This is a genomic window from Rathayibacter sp. AY1B6 (assembly GCF_002932755.1).
GTDB lineage: Bacteria > Actinomycetota > Actinomycetes > Actinomycetales > Microbacteriaceae > Rathayibacter.
This window is the reverse complement of sequence record NZ_PSWL01000008.1, coordinates 1-16,879: the sequence shown is the minus strand read 5'-3', so window position 1 is coordinate 16,879 and position 16,879 is coordinate 1. Positions and strand designations below refer to the sequence as shown.

Genomic DNA, 16,879 nt, shown 5'->3' with positions numbered 1-16,879 from the left:
CGCCGGTCCTTGCCCGGCGTGGCGCGGTCGGCTTCGCGACGGGGTGCGTTCTGCAGAGCGGGGTGCGGACGGCTACGGCGATCCGCTGGGACGCGGATCGGCGGTTCGCCTTGAGGGTGGTGCTCGCGGGGGCGGTGTGGACGGGCCGTGGCGCGGTCGGCTTCGCGACGGGGTGCGTTCTGCGGAGCGGGGTGCGTTCGGCTACGGCTATCCGCTGGCACGCGAATCGCTTGTTCGCCTCGGAGATGGCTGCTGCGGCGGCGGCGCTGATCGGATGCACGTCGCCGCCGGGTGGCGCGGGGGAGAGGGACTTACTTGTCGCGGCAAGTAGTGGGTAGTGTGGGGGGATGAGTGCGCCCGAGACACGCTGGCTGACGCCCGATCAGCTCGACGCCTGGCTGCGCTTCATCGCGGTCGTGGAACTGCTGCCGGGCGCCCTCGACACGCAGCTGCAGCGCGATGCGGGACTCACGCACTTCGAGTACCTGACGCTGGCGATGCTGTCCGAGGCACCCGACCGCGCCCTCCGGATGACCACGCTCGCCGCCCGCACCAACGCGACGCTGCCCCGGCTCTCGCACGTGGTGACCCGCCTCGTCGCCCGCGGCTACCTCGAGCGCCGCCCCTGCGCCTCCGACGGCCGCGCGACGAACGCGGTGCTCACCGACGCCGGCCTCCAGAAGATCGTCGACACGGCGCCCGGCCACGTCGCGACCGTGCTGGCCGACGTCATCGACCCGCTCGACGCCGAGCAGATCCCGCAGCTGGCCGACATCATGTCGCGCATGCTCGCCCGGCTCGACCCCGAGGGCAGGATGACGGTCGACGCCGTGCGCTCCTCGCTCGGAGACCCCGACACCCGCTCCTGCTGAGCGCGCCGAACCCTCACTCCTGGGGCGGACCGGCCTCGGCCGCAGCAGGATCCATGTACAGGAACTCCCAGACGTGCCCGTCCGGGTCCTCGAGGTCGCGCGCGTACATGAAGCCGAGGTCCTGCACCGGGACCGGCTCGGCGCCACCGGAGGCCAGCCCGTTCTCGAGCACCTCGTCGACCTCCTCCCGGCTGCCGACGCTCACCGCGAAGAGGCCCTGCACCTGGGAGCGCGCGTCGATGATCTCCTTCGCCGTGAAGGTCGAGAAGAAGGGGTGCAGGAGGAGCATCGCGTAGACGTGCTCGGAGGCGACGAAGCAGGCGGCGTCGTCGTTGCTGAACAGAGGATTCAGGGTCCAGCCGAGCGCCGTGTAGAACGCCTTCGAGCGCTCCAGATCCGTGACGGGGAGGTTCACGAAGATCGAGTCGACGGCCATGGGCGTCAGTACGGCGATCAGCCGCGCGACACGCGAGAGTCCGTGCCATCATCGCCTCGTGCAGTTCACCACGACGCTCTTCCAGACCGGCAACAACACCGGCATCGAGGTGCCGCCCGAGGTCCTCGAGGCCCTCGGTGGCGGCAAGCGGCCGGCCGTCGCGGTGACGGTGAACGGCTACCGCTTCACCAGCACGGTCGGAGCGATGGGAGGCCGCGCGCTCGTCCCGTTCTCGGCGGAGAAGCGCCGCGAGACCCGGCTCGCCGGCGGCGACGCGATCGACGTCGTGATCGAGCTGGACACCGCGCCGCGCGAGGTCGTCGTGCCGGAGGACCTGGCGGCCGCGCTGGCCGAGGCGGGCGCTGCTGAGCGCTTCGCAGCGCTCTCGCCCAGCGCGCGGAAGGCCCACGTCACGTCGGTCGAGGGCGCGAAGGCCGCCGAGACGAGGGTGCGCCGCGTCGCCTCGATCGTCTCGGCGCTCGCCGTCTGACGGGCGCGCCACGGTCCGGGACGCGACCTCGTCGCCGGATAGGCTGCCTCCGGCGCCCCACGGCGGAGCGCCCTGGAAGCGGAGTCGGGGGACGGGATGGGTGCGGTTCGGCGTTGGGTGTTCCCGATCGTGTGGATGGTCATCATCGGAGCGGCGAGCATCGCCCTCGTGAAGATCGCGTTCTTCCCGGACGGTGCGGCCGAGGCCGATCCGACGCAGCCGACCGGTGAGATCACCGAGCCCACTGTCGCGGTCGCCCGCGGCACGGTCACCAACGACCTCACCCTCCAGGGCACCGTCGCCGCCGACCCCGCCGTGCCGCTGAAGGCGACGGCGGCCGGAACGGTCGACGACGTCTACGTGCAGCAGGGCGCGGCCGTCGCGTCGGGCGATCTGATCTACGACATCCGCGTCGAGACTCCGCGCGACCCGGTCGAGACGACCGGCCCGGACGGCGCCGTCACCCTCACCCAGCAGGAGCCCTCCGTGCGCTTCGAGCGGGTCTACGCCGCGACCGGCGGCACCCTCAGCGCGCTCGGCGTCATCCACGACCAGGCCGTCACGGTCGGCGAGGTGACCGGCCAGGTCGCGCCGCCGAGCTACGCCGTCACCGGCACGATCGACGCGCAGCAGCTCTACCGCATCCAGAACCGGCCGACGGAGGCGCAGGTCGCGATCACCGGCGGGCCCGCGGGCTTCACCTGCACCGACCTCACCATCAGCACCCCTCTCGCCGGAGCCGGCGAGGGCGGCACGACCGGCGGAGCGACGGACGGCGGAGGCGGCGGGACCTCGACCGGCGGCTCCGGCACGAGCTTCACCTGTCAGGTGCCGACGGAGGTCACCGTGTTCCCCGGGCTCGCCGCCTCGGTGACGCTCGCGGGAGGCAGGGCCGAGGACGTCCTCGTCGTGCCGACCACCGCGGTCGAGGGCACGGCGGAGTCCGGCGTCGTCTTCCGCCGAGCGGACGACGGCAGCACCGAGGAGGTCCCGGTGACGCTGGGACTCACCGACGGCAGCTCCGTCGAGATCACCGGCGGAGTGGAGGAGGGCGCCGAGCTCCTGCAGTTCGTGCCGGGCGCGGAGGAGGCGGCTCCCGACGTCCAGCTGGGCGGCGACTGCATCGCGCAGCCCGACGGCTCGGTCTTCTGCTCGTGACGATCCTCCGGCTCGAGGGGATCCGCAAGGTCGTGCCCCTGCCCGACGCGCCGCCGCTGACGATCCTGGACGGCGTCGATCTCGAGGTGGGCGAGGGCGACCACGTCTCGGTCGTGGGGCGCAGCGGGTCCGGCAAGTCGACGCTGCTCAACATCCTCGGGCTCATCGACGAGCCCACCGAGGGGCGGATGCTGCTCGAGGGCGCTCCCACCGAGACCCTGTCCTCGCGGGCCCGCGCGCGCATCCGCGGCGGCAGCATCGGCTTCATCTTCCAGCAGTTCAACCTGCTCGAGGGGCGGACCGCTCGCGAGAACGTGATGACGCCGCTGCTCTACGCGACCGGGTCGGAGTTCTGGCGCCGCCGCGACCTCGCGGCCGAGATGCTGGAGCGGGTCGGCCTCGGGCACCGCGTGGACTCGATGCCCGGGCGCATGTCCGGCGGCGAGCAGCAGCGGATCGCGATCGCCCGCGCTCTGGTGCGCCGACCGCGACTGATCCTCGCCGACGAGCCGACGGGTGCCCTCGACACCGACACCGGCGAGAGCGTGATGGGCCTGCTCGACGAGATCGCGCGCGAGTCCGGCTCGGCGCTGGTCACCATCACCCACGACCCGGCCATCGCGGCGCGGGCCGAGCGCCACTACCGGCTCGACCACGGCCGCCTGGGCGCGACCGCGGATGCGGGCACCGTCGCCGAGGCGGTGGTCCTCTGATGCGCGCGCTCGTCGGGATCGCCGGGGCGATCGTGGAGGCGTGGACCGAGCTGCGGATCCACCGCGGCCGCGTGCTGCTCTCGCTGATCGGCGTCGCGGTGGCCGTCGCCGCCCTGACCGCGGTCGTGGCCGCCGGCGGCATCGCCCGCCAGGCCAGCATCGAGCAGGCCGAGCGATCCAGCGGGCGGCCGGCGAGCCTCTTCCTCTCCGCCTACGCCTCCGGCACCGGCAGCGCCGAGCTCGACGCCGACGCCCTCCAGGCCGCCTGGACCGGCGCGCTCGAGCGCTACTCCATCACCTACGCGAGCCGCTCGACCTACGGCAGCGCGCGCGTCCAGTTCGCCGACGGCGCCGTCGACGTCGCGGTGCAGGCGGTCGACCAGCCCTTCGCCGAGATGCACCGGCTGAAGATCGTGGACGGCGCCTGGTTCACGGCCCGCGACTCCCAGCGCCTCGCTCCCGCCCTCGTCGTCAACGAGCGCTTCTGGGAGCGGATCGGGAGCCCGGATCTGCGCACCCACCCGGTGGTCACCCTGCTCGGCTCCGAGCGCGACGTCACGGGCGTGGTGGTCGGCGTGACCCCCTCCTCGCAGTTCGAGACGGATCCGTCGATGATGATGCTCGCGGACGCCTACCCGGCGGTCGCCCGCGACGTCGATCCGCAGTACGGCGGGCAGGGCGTGCCGAACTACGAGATGTGGGTGCCGCTCGAGGTGGCCGAGCCCCTCGCCGCGGCGGTGGAGCGCGACGTGGCCGGTGCCCTGGGACCCGACGTCGAGGTGTCGGTCGACCGGCAGGACTACCTGGTCTACGACTCCGACCCGTTCGGCGTGCTGACCTGGGTGATCGGCGGCGTGGCGGGCCTGGTGCTGGCGCTCGGCGCGCTCGGACTGCTCAACATCGCCCTGGTCACCGTCCGGCAGCGGATCCGCGAGATCGGCATCCGGCGCAGCTTCGGCGCCTCCTCCGGCCGCATCTTCTTCTCGATCATGATGGAGAGCGTCGTGGCGACCGTGGTCGCCGGAGTCGTCGGCGTGACGATCGCGGTCATCCTCGTCACGAACCCGTGGACCGTGGCCTTCGTGCAGGACAACGGGATCACCGACATCCCGCCGTTCCCGGCCGAGGCGGCGCTGCTCGGGCTCGGGGCGGCCACCCTCGTCGGCGCGCTCGCCGGCCTCGTGCCGGCGATCGTCGCCGTGCGGGTGAAGGTGATCGACGCGATCCGCTACTGAGGCCCGCCGAGGGTGACGACGAGCTCGTCGCCCTCGAGCGCGGCGTGCGCGTCGGAGTAGTGCGCGATCCGGGGCAGCCCCCGGGTGCTCGCGCTCTCGTGGCTCCCGACGACGATCACGCGCATGCCGGCGTCCAGACCCGCCCGGATGCCGGCCTCGGCGTCCTCGAACACCAGCGCGTCCTCGGGGGAGACGCCGAGCAGGGCCGCGGCGGCGAGGTAGCAGTCGGGAGCGGGCTTGCCGTTCGCGACGTCGTGCGCGGTGACGACGGTGTCGGGGGAGGGGACGCCCGCCGCGGCCAGACGGGCGGCGGCCAGTGCCGGGCTCGCGGACGTGACCAGGGCGACGCGCTCGCGGGGGAGCGAGGCGAGGAACGCCGTCGCACCGGGGATCTCGACGGTGCCCTCGGTGTGCTCGAGCTCGTACGCGTCGAGCTCCGCGACGATCGCGTCGACGTCGCTGCCGGCCGGAGCGAAGCGGCGGACGCTGTCGGCGGCGCGGACTCCGTGCACGGCGCCGAGCACCGCGTCGTGGTCGAGAGCGAAGCGCTCGGCGAAGGCACCCCAGATGGTCTCGACGACGGCCGTCGAGTCGACGAGCGTCCCGTCCATGTCGAAGAGGGCGGCACGGGCTCGGAGGAGGTGGGGCATGCGACCATCCTGGCGGTCGCCGCGCCCCGGCGCCTGCCGGCGCGGACAGCGCTCGGACAGCGCGCGATCAGCCCGCCCTCAGGCCACGCATCGCATCGCGGCGCTACGGTGGTCCGAGATCGCGGGCAGACGCCCGGAGGGGAGTGGAGGACGCCATGACGGACGACAACGGAACCGGCACGGACCAGGGCGCGAGCACGGGCGGGGAGGCCTCCGGACCCCGCGCCGGGTGGTACCCGGACCCGGCGGGCTCGTCCCGTCAGCGCTGGTGGGACGGAACCGGCTGGACGGAGTCGCTCCGCGACGCGCCCGCGGCCACTCCGACCGCCCCGGCCGAGAGCGGGTCGGCGCAGGCCGCCGCGACTCCCGTTCCGCCGACCGCGCCGACTCCGCCCGCCGCCCCCGCGGAGCGTCCCGCCTACGGGGAGACGTCGAGCGGAGCCGCGACGAGCTACGGGCAGTCGGCCTCAGGTCAGTACCCGCAGCAGCCGTCGTCCGCCGACCCGCAGCAGGGCTACGGCCGGCAGCCCGAGGGGCAGCAGCAGCCGCAGCAGGGCTACGGCCAGCAGGCTCCCCAGCAGTACGGCCAGCAGGGCTACGGCCAGCAGGCTCCCCAGCAGTACGGCCAGCAGGGCTACGGCCAGCAGGCTCCCCAGCAGTACGGCCAGCAGGCGCAGCAGCCCTCCGGCCAGCAGCAGCCGCAGTACCCTGCCTACGCCGCGGCTCCCGGAGCACCCGTGCAGCAGCGCGACACGAGCATCGTCACCGCCACGCCGTGGATCTGGGTCGTCGTCCTCCTGCCGCTGCTCTCGGCGCTCTCGATCTTCCTGCTCCCGCCGAGCGCCATCGTCGAGTCCTCGATGGCCTCGACCTACGGTCCGAGCTCGTCGATGGGCATGTCGCCCGCGTACTTCCTCGGTCTCGGCGTGCTCCAGGTCGTCGGCTTCCTGCTCTACGCCGCGGAGGTCGTCTTCGCCTTCCTCGACTGGCGCCAGCTGAAGCGGGCCGGCGTGCAGCGTCCCTTCCACTGGGCGTGGGCCTTCCTCGTCCCGCCCTACGTGTACGTGATCGGCCGCAGCGTGGTCGTGAAGCGCGTGACCGGCGGCGGACTCCTCCCGCTCTGGATCTTCCTCGGTGTCGTGGTCGTGTCCTTCCTGATCGCGATCGGCTGGACGGTGTCGCTGTTCTCGCAGTTGACTGCGGCCTTCTCTCCCGGGGGCTTCTGACCCCGTGCGCGCCGCTGATCTCGTCCTGACCGGCGGCGCCGTCTTCACTGCCGACGCCGTGCGCTCCCGAGCGCACGGCGTCGCTGTCGTCGGAGGACGGATCGTCGCGGTGGGCGCCGACGTCTCCGAGTGGATCGGGCCGCGCAGCGAGGTCGTCGACCTCGACGGGCGGATGCTCGTCCCCGGCTTCCAGGACGCCCACGTGCATCCGGTCTGGGGCGGCGCCGCGCGGCTGCGCTGCTGGCTCGGAGAGGGCGGATCGCCCGCCGAGCACCTCGCGACGATCGCGGCCTACGCGGCACGGGAGAGCGGAGCGGAGTGGATCCTCGGCGGCGGCTGGAAGCTGCCCGACTTCCCCGCAGGCACCCCGACCGCGCGCGAGCTCGACACGGTCGTCCCGGACCGGCCCGCCTTCCTCACCAACGCCGACGGGCACGGAGCCTGGGTCAACTCCGCCGCGCTGCGCCTCGCGGGGATCGACCGCACGACGCCGGACCCCGCCGACGGACGGATCGAGCGGCTGGCCGACGGCAGCCCGTCCGGCACTCTGCACGAGGGTGCCATGGACGCGGTCCGCCGCCACCTCCCGCCCGCGAGCGCCGATGAGCTCCACCGCGCCCTGCTCCTCGGACAGCAGACCCTGCACTCGTTCGGGGTGACGGCGTGGCAGGACGCGATCATCGGCTCCTACGGCGACGTGGGCGACCCCGGACCGGCGTACCGCCGCGCGGCGCTCAGCGGCGAGCTGACCGGGCGGGTCCGCGGCGCGCTGTGGTGGGACCGCGGCCGCGGCATCGAGCAAATCCCGGAGCTGATCGCGCGGCGCGCGGCGCTCGCCACCGACCGCTTCGCCCCGACGACCGTCAAGATCATGCAGGACGGGATCGCCGAGAACTTCACGGCGGCGATGCTCGAGCCCTACCTGGACGGGCACGGTGGACACGGTCACGGCGACGGACTCTCGATGGTCGACCCGCGCCTCCTGAGCGAGGCCGTGCCGCTCCTGGACGCGGCCGGGTTCCAGGTGCACTTCCACGCGATCGGCGACCGCGCCGTGCGCGAGTGCCTGGACGCGGTCGAGCGGGCGATCGAGACGAACGGGCGCCGCGGCAACCGTCATCACCTCGCTCATCTGCAGGTCGTGCATCCGGACGACCTGCCGCGCTTCCGGGCGCTCGACGTCGCGGCGAACCTGCAGATGCTGTGGGCCTCGCTGGAGCCGCAGATGGTGGAGCTGACGCTGCCGTTCCTCGGTGAGCGGCGCGGCTCGTGGCAGTACCCCTTCGGCGATCTGCTCCGCTCGGGCGCGGTGCTCGCCGCGGGGAGCGACTGGCCGGTGTCGACGCCCGACCCGCTCGCCGCGATCCACGTCGCGGTGAACCGTCTCTCGGCGCCGTCCGAGCGCGAGCCGGGGTGGAGCGAGGAGGTGTTCCTCCCGGAGCAGCGCCTCGATCTCGGCGCCGCACTCTCCGCCTCCACGGCGGGCTCGGCGTGGGTGAACGGCCTGGAGGCCGAGTCGGGCTCGATCGCCGTGGGACTCGCAGCGGACTTCGCCCTGCTCGACCGGGACCCCTTCGACGGCGACCCCCGCGCGATCGGGGACACCCGGGTGCTGGGCACCTGGATCGGCGGCGAGCGCGTCCACACCGCAGCGGACGCGCCCGCCTGATCCGGGTCGTTCAGCAGGCGGCGCTCAGCAGGTGATCGCCCCGCCGATGATCCCCGCGAGCAGCCCGCCGGTCGCGGAGGCGATCGCGCCGGGACCGGAGATCGCGCCGATCACCTCGCCGGTCGCGGCACCGCTGACGCCGCTCCCGGCGACGCAGTGATCCCACTCGGGCGAGCTCCAGTCGCTGTTCAGGTGCAGGCCTCCTGTCGCTGAGCGCGACGCCGAGTCCGCGGCGAAGTGGAAGGTGAGCGTGTCGGAGTCGTCGATCGACCAGTGGCCCGACACGGTGCGGCCGCGCCCGACGTCGATCCTCTCCGGGAGCGCGTCCGACGTCTGGGCGCCGTCCGTGAAGCCGACCCCGCCGCCCGCCGACTCGACGATCCGCGTGCCGTCGGTGACGTCGAAGGTCACCGTCGACGCCGATCCGCCCCGTGCCTCGAGGTGCACCCGGCCGCTCGTCTCCTGCCTCGCCGGCTCGGCGTGCGCGGCCTGCGCCGTGAACAGGGGCACCGCCAGCAGAGCGGCCGCCGCCGCGATCAGTGCCGTGCTCGTCTTCTGTTGTTCCATCGTCGTTCCCTCCATCGGAGTCCGATCCAGAAGGGAGGGCTCAGCGCCGCCGGTCGACGAGGGCGAGGACGACGGACGCCACCGCTGCCGCAGCGGCAGCGGTGACCACGACGTCCCACGGATCCTCGGCGCCCACCGCGGTCGCGACGAGGTGCCCGGCCAGGACTCCGACGAACAGGGCCGGCAGCATCAGCCAGATGCGCCGTCTTCGTCGTGCCGCTGTGCCGGCCTGTTCCCTGTCGCCCATGCTCGCCCTCCTGGATCAACCACACAGGAATGGACTACCAGGCGGTCGCGAGGCGCGTCGAGGAGGTGGCGTGATCCGTCAGGCCTCGCTGCGCTGGATGAGGCGGGAGAGGACGATCGCCGAGCGCGTGTGGTCGACGTTGGGCGCGATGCGGACCTTCTCGAGGGCGAGCTCGAGGCTGGGGATGTCGCGCGAGCGGATGTGGACGATCGCGTCGGCGGAGCCGGTGACCGTGCCCGCGTCGACGACCTCGGGGACGGCGGAGAGGATGCGGCGGAGCTCGTCGGGTGCGACTGTGCCGCGGCAGAAGAGCTCGACGTAGGCCTCCGTGGCCATGCCGTCGACGGCGGGATCGACCTTGATCGTGAAGCCGCGGATGACGCCGTCGGCCACCAGGCGGTCGACCCGGCGCTTCACCGCGGAGGCGGAGAGCCCGACCACTCCGCCGATGTCGCCGTAGCCCGCGCGGGAGTTCTGGCGCAGCAGATCGAGGATCTTCCGATCGATGTTGTCCATGCTCCGAGGATAGGCGCGGCCGGAGCGGCGCCTGGACGGCAGCAGAGTGCCACTGGAGATTCGCCACGCCCGGCTATATAGTTGCTCTCGGTCAATAGTTGATCACAGTCAACTAGAACCGCCGCCGTGCTGAAGAGGAGCCCATGTCACACCCCGAACACCGCGCCGCACCGCGCGGAACCGCCGCGCCGCACGCCCCCGCCGGGCCTGACGGCGCCATGTCGCACCGCCAGGTGCTCGAATCGCTCAGCGGCCTGCTGCTGGGCATGTTCGTCTCGATCCTCGCGGGCACGGTCGTGTCGACCTCGCTGCCCCGGATCATCTCCGACCTCAAGGGCGACCAGAACGCCTACACCTGGGTCGTCACCGCGACCCTGCTCGCGACCACGGTCTCCACCCCGCTCTGGGGCAAGTTCGCCGACCTGTTCAACCGCAAGCTGCTGATCCAGCTCGCCCTCGGGCTGTTCGTCGTCGGCTCCGCGCTGGCCGGCTTCTCGCAGGACACGAACATGCTGATCGTCTTCCGCGTGTTCCAGGGCCTGGGCGCCGGCGGACTCGCCGCGCTGAGCCAGATCATCATGGCCGACATCATCAGCCCCCGGGAGCGCGGCAAGTACGCCGGCCTCTTCGGCGGCGTGATGGCGATCGGCACCGTCGGCGGACCTCTGCTCGGCGGCGTCGTCACCGACGCGTTCGGCTGGCGCTGGAACTTCTTCATCGCGATGCCCGTCGCGATCGTCGCGATCATCCTCCTCCAGGTGACGCTGCGCCTCCCCGCGCACCCCAAGCGCACCGTGAAGATCGACTACCTCGGCGCCGTGCTCATCGCGGGCGGCGTGTCGCTCCTGCTGATCTGGGTCTCGCTCGCCGGCAAGAACTTCGACTGGGCCTCGTGGGAGACCGCGGTCATGGTCGGCGGAGCCGTCGTGCTGCTCATCGCAGCCGTGATCACCGAGCTCACCGTGTCCGAGCCGATCATCCCGATGGGCATGTTCAAGAACCGCACCTTCAGCCTCGCCGTCGTGGCGAGCATCTCGGTCGGCGTCTCGATGTTCGGCGTCGCGGTGTTCCTCGCGCAGTACATGCAGCTCGCCCGTGGAGCCACGCCGACCCAGTCGGGTCTGCTCACCATTCCGATGATGGCCGGCCTGCTGATCGCCTCGACGATCTTCGGCGGGATCATCTCGCGCACCGGCAAGTGGAAGGCGATCATGATCAGCGGCGGCGTGCTCGCCGTGATCGGGACCTCGCTCCTCAGCACCCTCCGCTACGACACCGACCTGGTCCTCGTGGGGATCTACATGGCCGTCCTCGGTGCGGGCCTGGGCATGCTGATGCAGAACCTCGTCCTCGTGGTGCAGAACTCGATCGAGGTGAAGAACCTCGGCGTCGCGACCAGCGCGGTGACGTTCTTCCGCAGCCTCGGCGGCACCGTCGGCGTCTCGGTCCTGGGCTCGATGCTCGGCACCGTGATCGCCGACCGGATCAAGACCGGCATCGCGGGCCTCGCTCCGGCCGACCAGGCGCTCGCCGCACAGGCGCTGGGCAGTGGCACGATCCCGCAGCCGGCGACTCTGCCCGACGCCGTGCGCGTCGTGGTCGAGAGCGCCTACGGCATCGGTGTGGGCGACGTGTTCCTCTACAGCATCCCGCTCGCGGTCGTCACGCTGATCGCCGTCATCCTCCTGCCCAACGTGAGCCTGGGCTCGAAGAACGCGGTGCAGCTCAAGGCGGAGCCCACCACTCCGCTGCAGGCTGCGGAGGACGCGCTCATCGCCGCCTCCGACGGCCAGGCGGCTCTGCGCCCCGTCGGCCAGGCGCGGCGGACGGACGACGCGACGCACGCCCGCGAGGGTCGCGAGACCACTCCCGAGCACGGCCGTCACGCCGACGAGGAGCGGCAGGAGGAGGCCGTCGTGCGCGCCCGACACGCCGCTCCCACCGGCTCCGTCGACGTGATCGAGCGCTCCTGATGCCCGCCGCCGCGCCCTCGGCCGAGGCGCTGCACGAGGTCGAGGAGCAGATCACCGCGCTCGCCGTCCAGGTGCGTCTCGCCGTCCGGGACGCGGCGGCGTCGATCGATCCGGCGCTGCCGCCCTTCGGACTGCGGCTGCTGCGGATGCTCGAGCGGTGCGGCCCGGTCCACTCCGGTGCCGTGGCGGAGCGGCTCGGCGTCGACCGCAGTGCGATCAGCCGCCAGGCCCGTCAGCTCGCCGATCTGGGACTGGTCGAGATGACCTCCGATCCCGCCGACGGCCGGGCGCGGTTCCTCTCGCTCAGCTCTGCCGGGTGCGAGCGGATGCGCGATCTCGGCGGGGAGCAGCGGCAGCGGATGCAGGAGGCGCTGAGCGCCTGGCCCGAGGAGGACCTGCGCGCGTTCGCGGGATATCTGGAGCGGCTGACCGCGGCGGAATGAGTCGCGGGATCTGAGCGAGTGGCGCGGACCGATGGGGTCCGCGCCACTTCTGCGTGCGCGCGCCTGTCGGCGGGGTGCGTCCAGCGCTTCGTCTCGCGCCACGAGCGCGTGTGTGTTCCGGAGCCGGTCCATGGTTCCTGAGATGTTCTCACTCAGGAGGCGGTGACCGTGTTCCCTTTCGACCACGCCGCAGCGACGGAGCTGGTCCGCGCCTCGGACGAGACCGCTGCCGCCCTCTCCTCCCAGGGGTCCTGCGGTCCGCCGCCGCCGAGCACGCCCTCCAGGAGTTCCGGGGCGCGTACGTCGGCGCGAGGAAGGCCGAGGAGGAGCGGCAGCGCCGGGAGGCGTACGCGGCGTGGGAGACGCGGGCGGCCGAGCGGGAGCAGCGGCGCCGCCTCGACCCGGCCGCGGCCCTCGCAGCCGGGGTCGACGAGGTCGTCGACCGTCCGCCGTCCGACCGGCCCGTCGTGCCGCCGCCGATCCGTGCGGCGTTCGCCCCGCAGTCGGTGGCCCGCACGTCCCCGGTGGGGTCCGCCGGGGGTGGCACGACCTCCGCCGACCCCGAGCACCTCGACGTCTTCGTCTCGCAGACCCGGCAGGCGGACGAGGCGTTGCGCTCGCGGCTCCACGATCTGATGGCCGCCTGGGGAGCGTTCGGCAACCGCTGCTCGTGGGCGCCGGTCGAGTCCTTCTCGGTGCTCCAGGGCTTCCGCGAGCTGCTGTCGATCTGCGCGGCCGACGCGACCTGGGTCGAGCAGATCTCCCTGGCCTTCGCGGCCGCCGGGGGAGGAGCGCTCTCCACCCCTGTCCTCGACACCGTCAGCACCCTGGCACGGCCCCTCGGGGGCCGGCGCCTCCTCGACTCCCTCGCGGCGCTCTCGTCCGCCCGAGAGGGCCGGGATCGGGTGGTGGAGTTCGTGCGGAATTCCGCGGAACGGCTCGAGATCGAGGGCTGGTGGCCGCGGAACGGCGCGGCCGGGCCCGATGTGTGCGGCCTCGGCGACGGCCTGACTGGCGCGAGTTACAGCTACGACTGGTGGGCCCCCGCGGGCACCGATGTCGAGGGGGATGCGCGGAAGGTCGCGGACTCCTGGGAGTCCCTGGGGATGACGGGGCGGGTGACCGATTCGACTCCGCGCCCGACGGTGTACGGGGCGGGTGGACCGGTGCTGCGGGCGACGTTCGTCACCGGCGCTGTCGAGGAGATGGACATGATCGGGGCCGAGATGCCGTGCGTGCCCGGCGATGTCGAAGCGCTCCTCCTCGAGGACGAGGCGCAGCGAGCGGACGGCGTGGTCCTCCCGGGCGACGAGGGGGCCGTGCTGCAGCAGCGCGAGAATCAGATGATGCCGACGCCGGACGAGGGTCCGGACTCAGCGCGGTGAGCCCACCAGTCGCGCGACGTGCACGACGAAGGCGCGGCGGCGGTCCCGGGTCTCCTCGCCGCCGCGGGACGCGAAGGGGGTGAGGTGCCAGATCTCGCAGAGGCCGAGGAGGGCGATGAAGAGGTCGTCGGCGGACCAGCTCGCGTCGACGACGCCGGTGCGCTGCCACTCGAGGACCCGGGCCTCGGGGGCGGGGACCCCGCCGAGATGCTCGCCGGCCTCCTCCCACACGCCGGCGCCCTCCAGGCGCGCCCAGGTGAGCAGGCGGAGGAACTCCGGGTGCTCCCAGACGTGGTCGAACATGCGGCCCGCGAGATCGGGGAGGTCCGCCGCGTCGGCGAGGAGCGTCTCGTCGAGGGCGCCGAGCGCCTCGACGACGGTCGCGACGAACAGCCCGCGCTTGCCGCCGTAGTACGCGTAGAGGCGCTCCTTGTTCAGGCCCGCAGCAGCCGCCACCCGGTCGACCCGGGCGCCCGCGAAGCCGTGGGCGGCGAACTCGACGGACGCGGCGCGGAGGATCCGCTCGCGAGCGGGCGTCAGCGGATCGGATCTCGGTTCCATGGTTCACCTCCGGGCGCTCGAACGATACACTCCTCCTTGCCCAACCAACTGGTTGGGGTGGTTCGGCCCCGATGACGCGGCTCGGATCCGGACCCGCCGGTCCCGCTCCGCTCCGTGTGAAAGGCCGCCATGCCCTCCCCGTCCGCTCCCTCCTCCGCCCGCCGCTGGTGGGTGCTCGTGATCCTCGCGCTCACGCAGCTCGTCGTCGTGCTCGACGGCACCATCGTCACGATCGCCCTCCCCGCCGCGCAGGCGGACCTCGGCCTCACCGACGTCGAGCGCCAGTGGGTCGTCACCGCCTACGCCCTCGCGTTCGGCGCGCTCCTGCTCCTGGGCGGCCGCATCGCCGACTACACCGGCCGCAAGCGCACCTACCTGATCGGGATGATCGGCTTCGGCGCAGCCTCCGCCTGGGGCGGCCTCGCCACCTCCGGCACCGAGCTGATCGCCGCCCGCGGGCTGCAGGGCGCCTTCGCTGCGCTGCTCGCTCCGGCCGCTCTGGCCCTCCTCACCGTCTCCTTCCCCTCCGGCCGCGAGCGGGGCACGGCCTTCGCCGTCTTCGGAGCGGTCGCCGGAGCGGGCGCCGCCGTCGGCCTCGTGCTGGGCGGGCTGCTGACCGAGTTCGCCGACTGGCGCTGGTGCCTGCTCGTCAACGTCCCCGTCGTCGTGGTCGGCGCGATCGCCGGCCAGCTGCTCGTCACCGAGAGCCGCGCGGAGGGGCGCAACCGCTTCGACGTCGCCGGGACGATCACCGTCGCGCTCGGGCTCGGGAGCGTCGTCTACGGCTTCACCCTCGCCGAGCAGGGCTGGCTCCGCGTCGACACCCTCGGCTTCCTCCTGGTCGGCGTGCTGCTGCTGGCGCTCTTCGTGCGGATCCAGGCCCGCTCCGACCACCCGTCGCTGCCGCTGCGCATCGTCGCCGACCGCGTCCGCGGGGGAGCCTTCCTGGTGCAGGCGATCGTCGGCAGCGTGATGATCGGCTCCACCCTCTACCTGACCCTGCACCTGCAGCTGGTCCTGGGCCTGCCGCCGCTCGAGGCCGGCCTGGCCAACCTGCCGATGACGGTGACGATCATGATCGTCGCGGGAGTCGCCGCCAAGCTGCTGCCGCGCACCGGCCCGCGCGTGCTGATGATCGTCGGCCCGCTGATCGCGGCCGCCGGGCTCCTCTACCTGAGCCGCATCACCCCCGACGGCGGCTACCTCCTCGAGGTGCTGCCCGCGCTGATCCTCCTGGGCGTCGGCATGGCGATGGTCTTCGTGCCGCTGCAGAACCTCGCGCTCACCGGAGTCGCGGCTCACGACGCCGGTGCCGCCGGAGCGACCGCCAACGCCGCCATGCAGATCGGCGGCTCGATCGGGCTGTCGATCTTCACGACCCTCTACGCGGGAGTCGCGGGCGAGCAGCAGTCGCCGGTCGCGTTCGTCGACGGCTACTCCGCGGTCTTCGTCGCGGCCGCGATCGGACTGGTCGTCGCCTCCGTCGTCGCCGTCGCGATGATCCGGGTGAAGAAGGAGGAGTTCCTCGCCCAGGCTCCGAAGGAGGCCGTCGCCCACCTGGGCTGATCCCGGCCTAGGCTCGGAAGCGCCATGCAGCCACTGACCGAGACCGAGATCCGCGAGTCCTTCGTCAACGCCTCCCGCAAGGAGGTCGCCGATCTCGCGCTGCCGAAGGACTTCGACGCGCTGGACTGGTCGGTCATCGACCATCTCGGCTGGCGCGACCGGCGGATGGGCCGCCGCGCCTACGTCGTCGTGCCGCTGGAGGAGCGCCTCGTCGGGATCCTGCTCACCCAGGCCGACGCCCTGCCGCGCTCGCGGGCGCAGTGCTCGTGGTGCCGCGACGCGCAGCTCCCGAACGACGTCGTCTTCTTCGGGGCGCGGAAGGCCGGCGCGGCCGGGCGGGCGGGGGACTCGCTCGGCACGCTCGTCTGCTCCCGCTTCGAATGCTCGGTGAACGTGCGGCGGCGCCCGTCGGTCGCCTACATCGGGTTCGACCTCGAGGCGGCGCGAGCGCAGCGGATCGCGACTCTGCGGGCACGCACCGAGGGCTTCGCGCGCGAGGTGCTCGGCGAGGCGTGACCGCGCGAGGTGCTCGGCGAGGCGTGGCCGCGCGAGGCGCTCGGCGAGGCGTGGCCGCGCTCAGCGGCGCGTGGATGCGCGGACGTGCATCCGCTCGCCCTGGCGGCCGAACAGGCTGAGGAACTCGACCTGCTGCTCGTCGGCGCGACCGAACCAGTGCGGCACCCGGGTGTCGAACTCGGCGGCCTCGCCCGCCGGCAGCACCAGATCGTGCTCGCCGAGCCGCAGGCGGAGCCGCCCGCTCAGCACGTAGAGCCACTCGAAGCCCTCGTGGGCACGTTGCTCGGCGGGCTCCGGCACCGGCCCCGGTGGGAGCGTGTGCTTGAACGCCTGGAGCGCGCCGGCGTCGCGGCTGAGCGGCTGGATGAGCATGCCGTTCCGTCGCATCGGCCGCCCGTGCACGCGGGGATCCTCCGGCGCGGCGCCGACGAGCTCGTCGAGCGGTGCCCCGAGGGCGCGGGCGATCGGGAGGAGCAGCTCCAGCGTCGCGCGCCGACCGCCGCTCTCGAGGCGCGAGAGGGTGCTCGACGAGATGCCCGTCTCGGCTGCGAGGGACACGAGGGTGCGGTCGCGCCGGGTGCGCAGGCGTCGGAGGCGCGGGCCGACGGCGGCGACGATCTCGTCGTCGGAGGGGGCGGGGACGGTCGGGCCGGTGG

The 16,879-nt window shown here is 73.0% G+C and carries 19 protein-coding genes; 12 read left to right on the top strand and 7 right to left on the bottom strand.

Annotated features, from left to right (window positions below; all coding sequences use genetic code 11):
• Positions 1–347 precede the first annotated feature (347 nt).
• Positions 348–872, top strand: a complete 525-nt coding sequence (locus C5D08_RS05740) for a MarR family winged helix-turn-helix transcriptional regulator (protein WP_104233099.1) — start codon at positions 348–350, stop codon at positions 870–872.
• 13 nt (positions 873–885) lie between these two features.
• Here the strand turns inward: C5D08_RS05740 and C5D08_RS05735 are convergent, their stop codons facing one another.
• Positions 886–1,308 carry a VOC family protein gene (locus tag C5D08_RS05735; protein WP_104276217.1) on the bottom strand — a complete coding sequence of 141 codons (423 nt, stop codon included), beginning with the start codon at positions 1,306–1,308 and terminating at the stop codon, positions 886–888.
• Positions 1,309–1,366: 58 nt separating this feature from the next.
• Between C5D08_RS05735 and C5D08_RS05730 the strand changes: the two genes are divergently transcribed.
• The 4 genes from C5D08_RS05730 to C5D08_RS05715 all read left to right on the top strand — a co-directional run bounded on the left by C5D08_RS05730 (position 1,367) and on the right by C5D08_RS05715 (position 4,904).
• Positions 1,367–1,798: a YdeI/OmpD-associated family protein gene (locus C5D08_RS05730; protein WP_104276216.1), complete on the top strand. Its 432-nt coding sequence runs from the start codon at positions 1,367–1,369 to the stop codon at positions 1,796–1,798.
• Between the two features lie 135 nt (positions 1,799–1,933).
• Entirely contained in the window at positions 1,934–2,956 is a 1,023-nt protein-coding gene (locus C5D08_RS05725) for an efflux RND transporter periplasmic adaptor subunit (protein WP_146082626.1), read from the top strand.
• Positions 2,953–3,669 carry an ABC transporter ATP-binding protein gene (locus C5D08_RS05720; RefSeq protein WP_104276214.1) on the top strand — a complete coding sequence of 239 codons (717 nt, stop codon included), beginning with the start codon at positions 2,953–2,955 and terminating at the stop codon, positions 3,667–3,669. The genes C5D08_RS05725 and C5D08_RS05720 overlap by 4 nt, the downstream gene beginning before the upstream one ends.
• Positions 3,669–4,904: an ABC transporter permease gene (locus C5D08_RS05715; RefSeq protein WP_104276213.1), complete on the top strand. Its 1,236-nt coding sequence runs from the start codon at positions 3,669–3,671 to the stop codon at positions 4,902–4,904. The genes C5D08_RS05720 and C5D08_RS05715 overlap by 1 nt, the downstream gene beginning before the upstream one ends.
• On the opposite strand, the gene C5D08_RS05710 is transcribed toward C5D08_RS05715, so the two are convergent.
• A complete protein-coding gene (locus C5D08_RS05710; RefSeq protein ID WP_104276212.1) occupies positions 4,898–5,554 on the bottom strand; it encodes an HAD-IA family hydrolase in 657 nt (218 codons plus the stop codon). The two genes, C5D08_RS05715 and C5D08_RS05710, sit on opposite strands and share 7 nt — an antisense overlap.
• A gap of 155 nt (positions 5,555–5,709) precedes the next feature.
• Between C5D08_RS05710 and C5D08_RS17270 the strand changes: the two genes are divergently transcribed.
• Together C5D08_RS17270 and C5D08_RS05700 are read left to right on the top strand one after the other, a co-directional pair.
• Positions 5,710–6,780 (top strand): DUF2510 domain-containing protein, encoded by a 1,071-nt coding sequence (locus C5D08_RS17270; protein WP_258067330.1) that lies wholly within the window; start codon positions 5,710–5,712, stop codon positions 6,778–6,780.
• 4 nt (positions 6,781–6,784) lie between these two features.
• A complete protein-coding gene (locus tag C5D08_RS05700) occupies positions 6,785–8,449 on the top strand; it encodes an amidohydrolase (RefSeq protein WP_104276211.1) in 1,665 nt (554 codons plus the stop codon).
• A gap of 24 nt (positions 8,450–8,473) precedes the next feature.
• Here C5D08_RS05700 and C5D08_RS05695 read toward each other — a convergent pair whose 3' ends face one another.
• From C5D08_RS05695 to C5D08_RS05690, 3 genes are all read right to left on the bottom strand, one after another.
• Positions 8,474–9,016 (bottom strand): hypothetical protein, encoded by a 543-nt coding sequence (locus C5D08_RS05695; RefSeq protein ID WP_146086057.1) that lies wholly within the window; start codon positions 9,014–9,016, stop codon positions 8,474–8,476.
• Between the two features lie 40 nt (positions 9,017–9,056).
• On the bottom strand, positions 9,057–9,263 hold the full coding sequence (locus tag C5D08_RS16625; protein ID WP_146082628.1) for a hypothetical protein: 207 nt from the start codon (positions 9,261–9,263) through the stop codon (positions 9,057–9,059).
• Between the two features lie 78 nt (positions 9,264–9,341).
• Positions 9,342–9,779 carry an Lrp/AsnC family transcriptional regulator gene (locus C5D08_RS05690; RefSeq protein ID WP_104222855.1) on the bottom strand — a complete coding sequence of 146 codons (438 nt, stop codon included), beginning with the start codon at positions 9,777–9,779 and terminating at the stop codon, positions 9,342–9,344.
• Positions 9,780–9,997: 218 nt separating this feature from the next.
• On the opposite strand from C5D08_RS05690, the gene C5D08_RS05685 reads away from it, so the two are divergent.
• The 3 genes from C5D08_RS05685 to C5D08_RS05675 all read left to right on the top strand — a co-directional run bounded on the left by C5D08_RS05685 (position 9,998) and on the right by C5D08_RS05675 (position 13,580).
• Complete coding sequence (locus tag C5D08_RS05685) at positions 9,998–11,752, top strand: MDR family MFS transporter (protein ID WP_104276209.1); 1,755 nt, start codon at positions 9,998–10,000, stop codon at positions 11,750–11,752.
• Positions 11,752–12,195, top strand: a complete 444-nt coding sequence (locus C5D08_RS05680) for a MarR family winged helix-turn-helix transcriptional regulator (protein WP_104276208.1) — start codon at positions 11,752–11,754, stop codon at positions 12,193–12,195. Before C5D08_RS05685 ends, C5D08_RS05680 begins: the two co-directional genes overlap by 1 nt.
• Positions 12,196–12,662: 467 nt before the next feature.
• Entirely contained in the window at positions 12,663–13,580 is a 918-nt protein-coding gene (locus C5D08_RS05675; RefSeq protein ID WP_104276207.1) for a hypothetical protein, read from the top strand.
• Here C5D08_RS05675 and C5D08_RS05670 read toward each other — a convergent pair.
• The gene (locus C5D08_RS05670) at positions 13,569–14,141 is read right to left on the bottom strand and encodes a TetR family transcriptional regulator (RefSeq protein WP_104276206.1); all 573 of its coding nucleotides are present in this window, start codon (positions 14,139–14,141) and stop codon (positions 13,569–13,571) included. The genes C5D08_RS05675 and C5D08_RS05670 overlap by 12 nt on opposite strands.
• 129 nt (positions 14,142–14,270) lie before the next feature.
• Here C5D08_RS05670 and C5D08_RS05665 point away from each other — a divergent pair, with 129 nt between their 5' ends.
• Positions 14,271–15,707, top strand: coding sequence for an MFS transporter (locus C5D08_RS05665; protein ID WP_104276205.1), 1,437 nt, complete (start codon positions 14,271–14,273; stop codon positions 15,705–15,707).
• 24 nt (positions 15,708–15,731) lie between these two features.
• On the top strand, positions 15,732–16,223 hold the full coding sequence (locus tag C5D08_RS05660; protein ID WP_104276204.1) for an FBP domain-containing protein: 492 nt from the start codon (positions 15,732–15,734) through the stop codon (positions 16,221–16,223).
• Between the two features lie 60 nt (positions 16,224–16,283).
• On the opposite strand, the gene C5D08_RS05655 is transcribed toward C5D08_RS05660, so the two are convergent.
• Positions 16,284–16,841 (bottom strand): helix-turn-helix domain-containing protein, encoded by a 558-nt coding sequence (locus C5D08_RS05655; RefSeq protein ID WP_104276309.1) that lies wholly within the window; start codon positions 16,839–16,841, stop codon positions 16,284–16,286.
• Positions 16,842–16,879 lie beyond the last annotated feature (38 nt).

Coding starts and splice junctions, on each gene's coding strand:
- C5D08_RS05740 (WP_104233099.1), top strand. CDS start 348: ATGAGTGCGCCCGAGACACGCTGGCTGACGCCCGATCAGCTCGACGCC.
- C5D08_RS05735 (WP_104276217.1), bottom strand. CDS start 1,308: ATGGCCGTCGACTCGATCTTCGTGAACCTCCCCGTCACGGATCTGGAG.
- C5D08_RS05725 (WP_146082626.1), top strand. CDS start 1,934: ATGGTCATCATCGGAGCGGCGAGCATCGCCCTCGTGAAGATCGCGTTC.
- C5D08_RS05715 (WP_104276213.1), top strand. CDS start 3,669: ATGCGCGCGCTCGTCGGGATCGCCGGGGCGATCGTGGAGGCGTGGACC.
- C5D08_RS05710 (WP_104276212.1), bottom strand. CDS start 5,554: ATGCCCCACCTCCTCCGAGCCCGTGCCGCCCTCTTCGACATGGACGGG.
- C5D08_RS17270 (WP_258067330.1), top strand. CDS start 5,710: ATGACGGACGACAACGGAACCGGCACGGACCAGGGCGCGAGCACGGGC.
- C5D08_RS05695 (WP_146086057.1), bottom strand. CDS start 9,016: ATGGAACAACAGAAGACGAGCACGGCACTGATCGCGGCGGCGGCCGCT.
- C5D08_RS16625 (WP_146082628.1), bottom strand. CDS start 9,263: ATGGGCGACAGGGAACAGGCCGGCACAGCGGCACGACGAAGACGGCGC.
- C5D08_RS05690 (WP_104222855.1), bottom strand. CDS start 9,779: ATGGACAACATCGATCGGAAGATCCTCGATCTGCTGCGCCAGAACTCC.
- C5D08_RS05685 (WP_104276209.1), top strand. CDS start 9,998: ATGTCGCACCGCCAGGTGCTCGAATCGCTCAGCGGCCTGCTGCTGGGC.
- C5D08_RS05680 (WP_104276208.1), top strand. CDS start 11,752: ATGCCCGCCGCCGCGCCCTCGGCCGAGGCGCTGCACGAGGTCGAGGAG.
- C5D08_RS05670 (WP_104276206.1), bottom strand. CDS start 14,141: ATGGAACCGAGATCCGATCCGCTGACGCCCGCTCGCGAGCGGATCCTC.
- C5D08_RS05665 (WP_104276205.1), top strand. CDS start 14,271: ATGCCCTCCCCGTCCGCTCCCTCCTCCGCCCGCCGCTGGTGGGTGCTC.
- C5D08_RS05660 (WP_104276204.1), top strand. CDS start 15,732: ATGCAGCCACTGACCGAGACCGAGATCCGCGAGTCCTTCGTCAACGCC.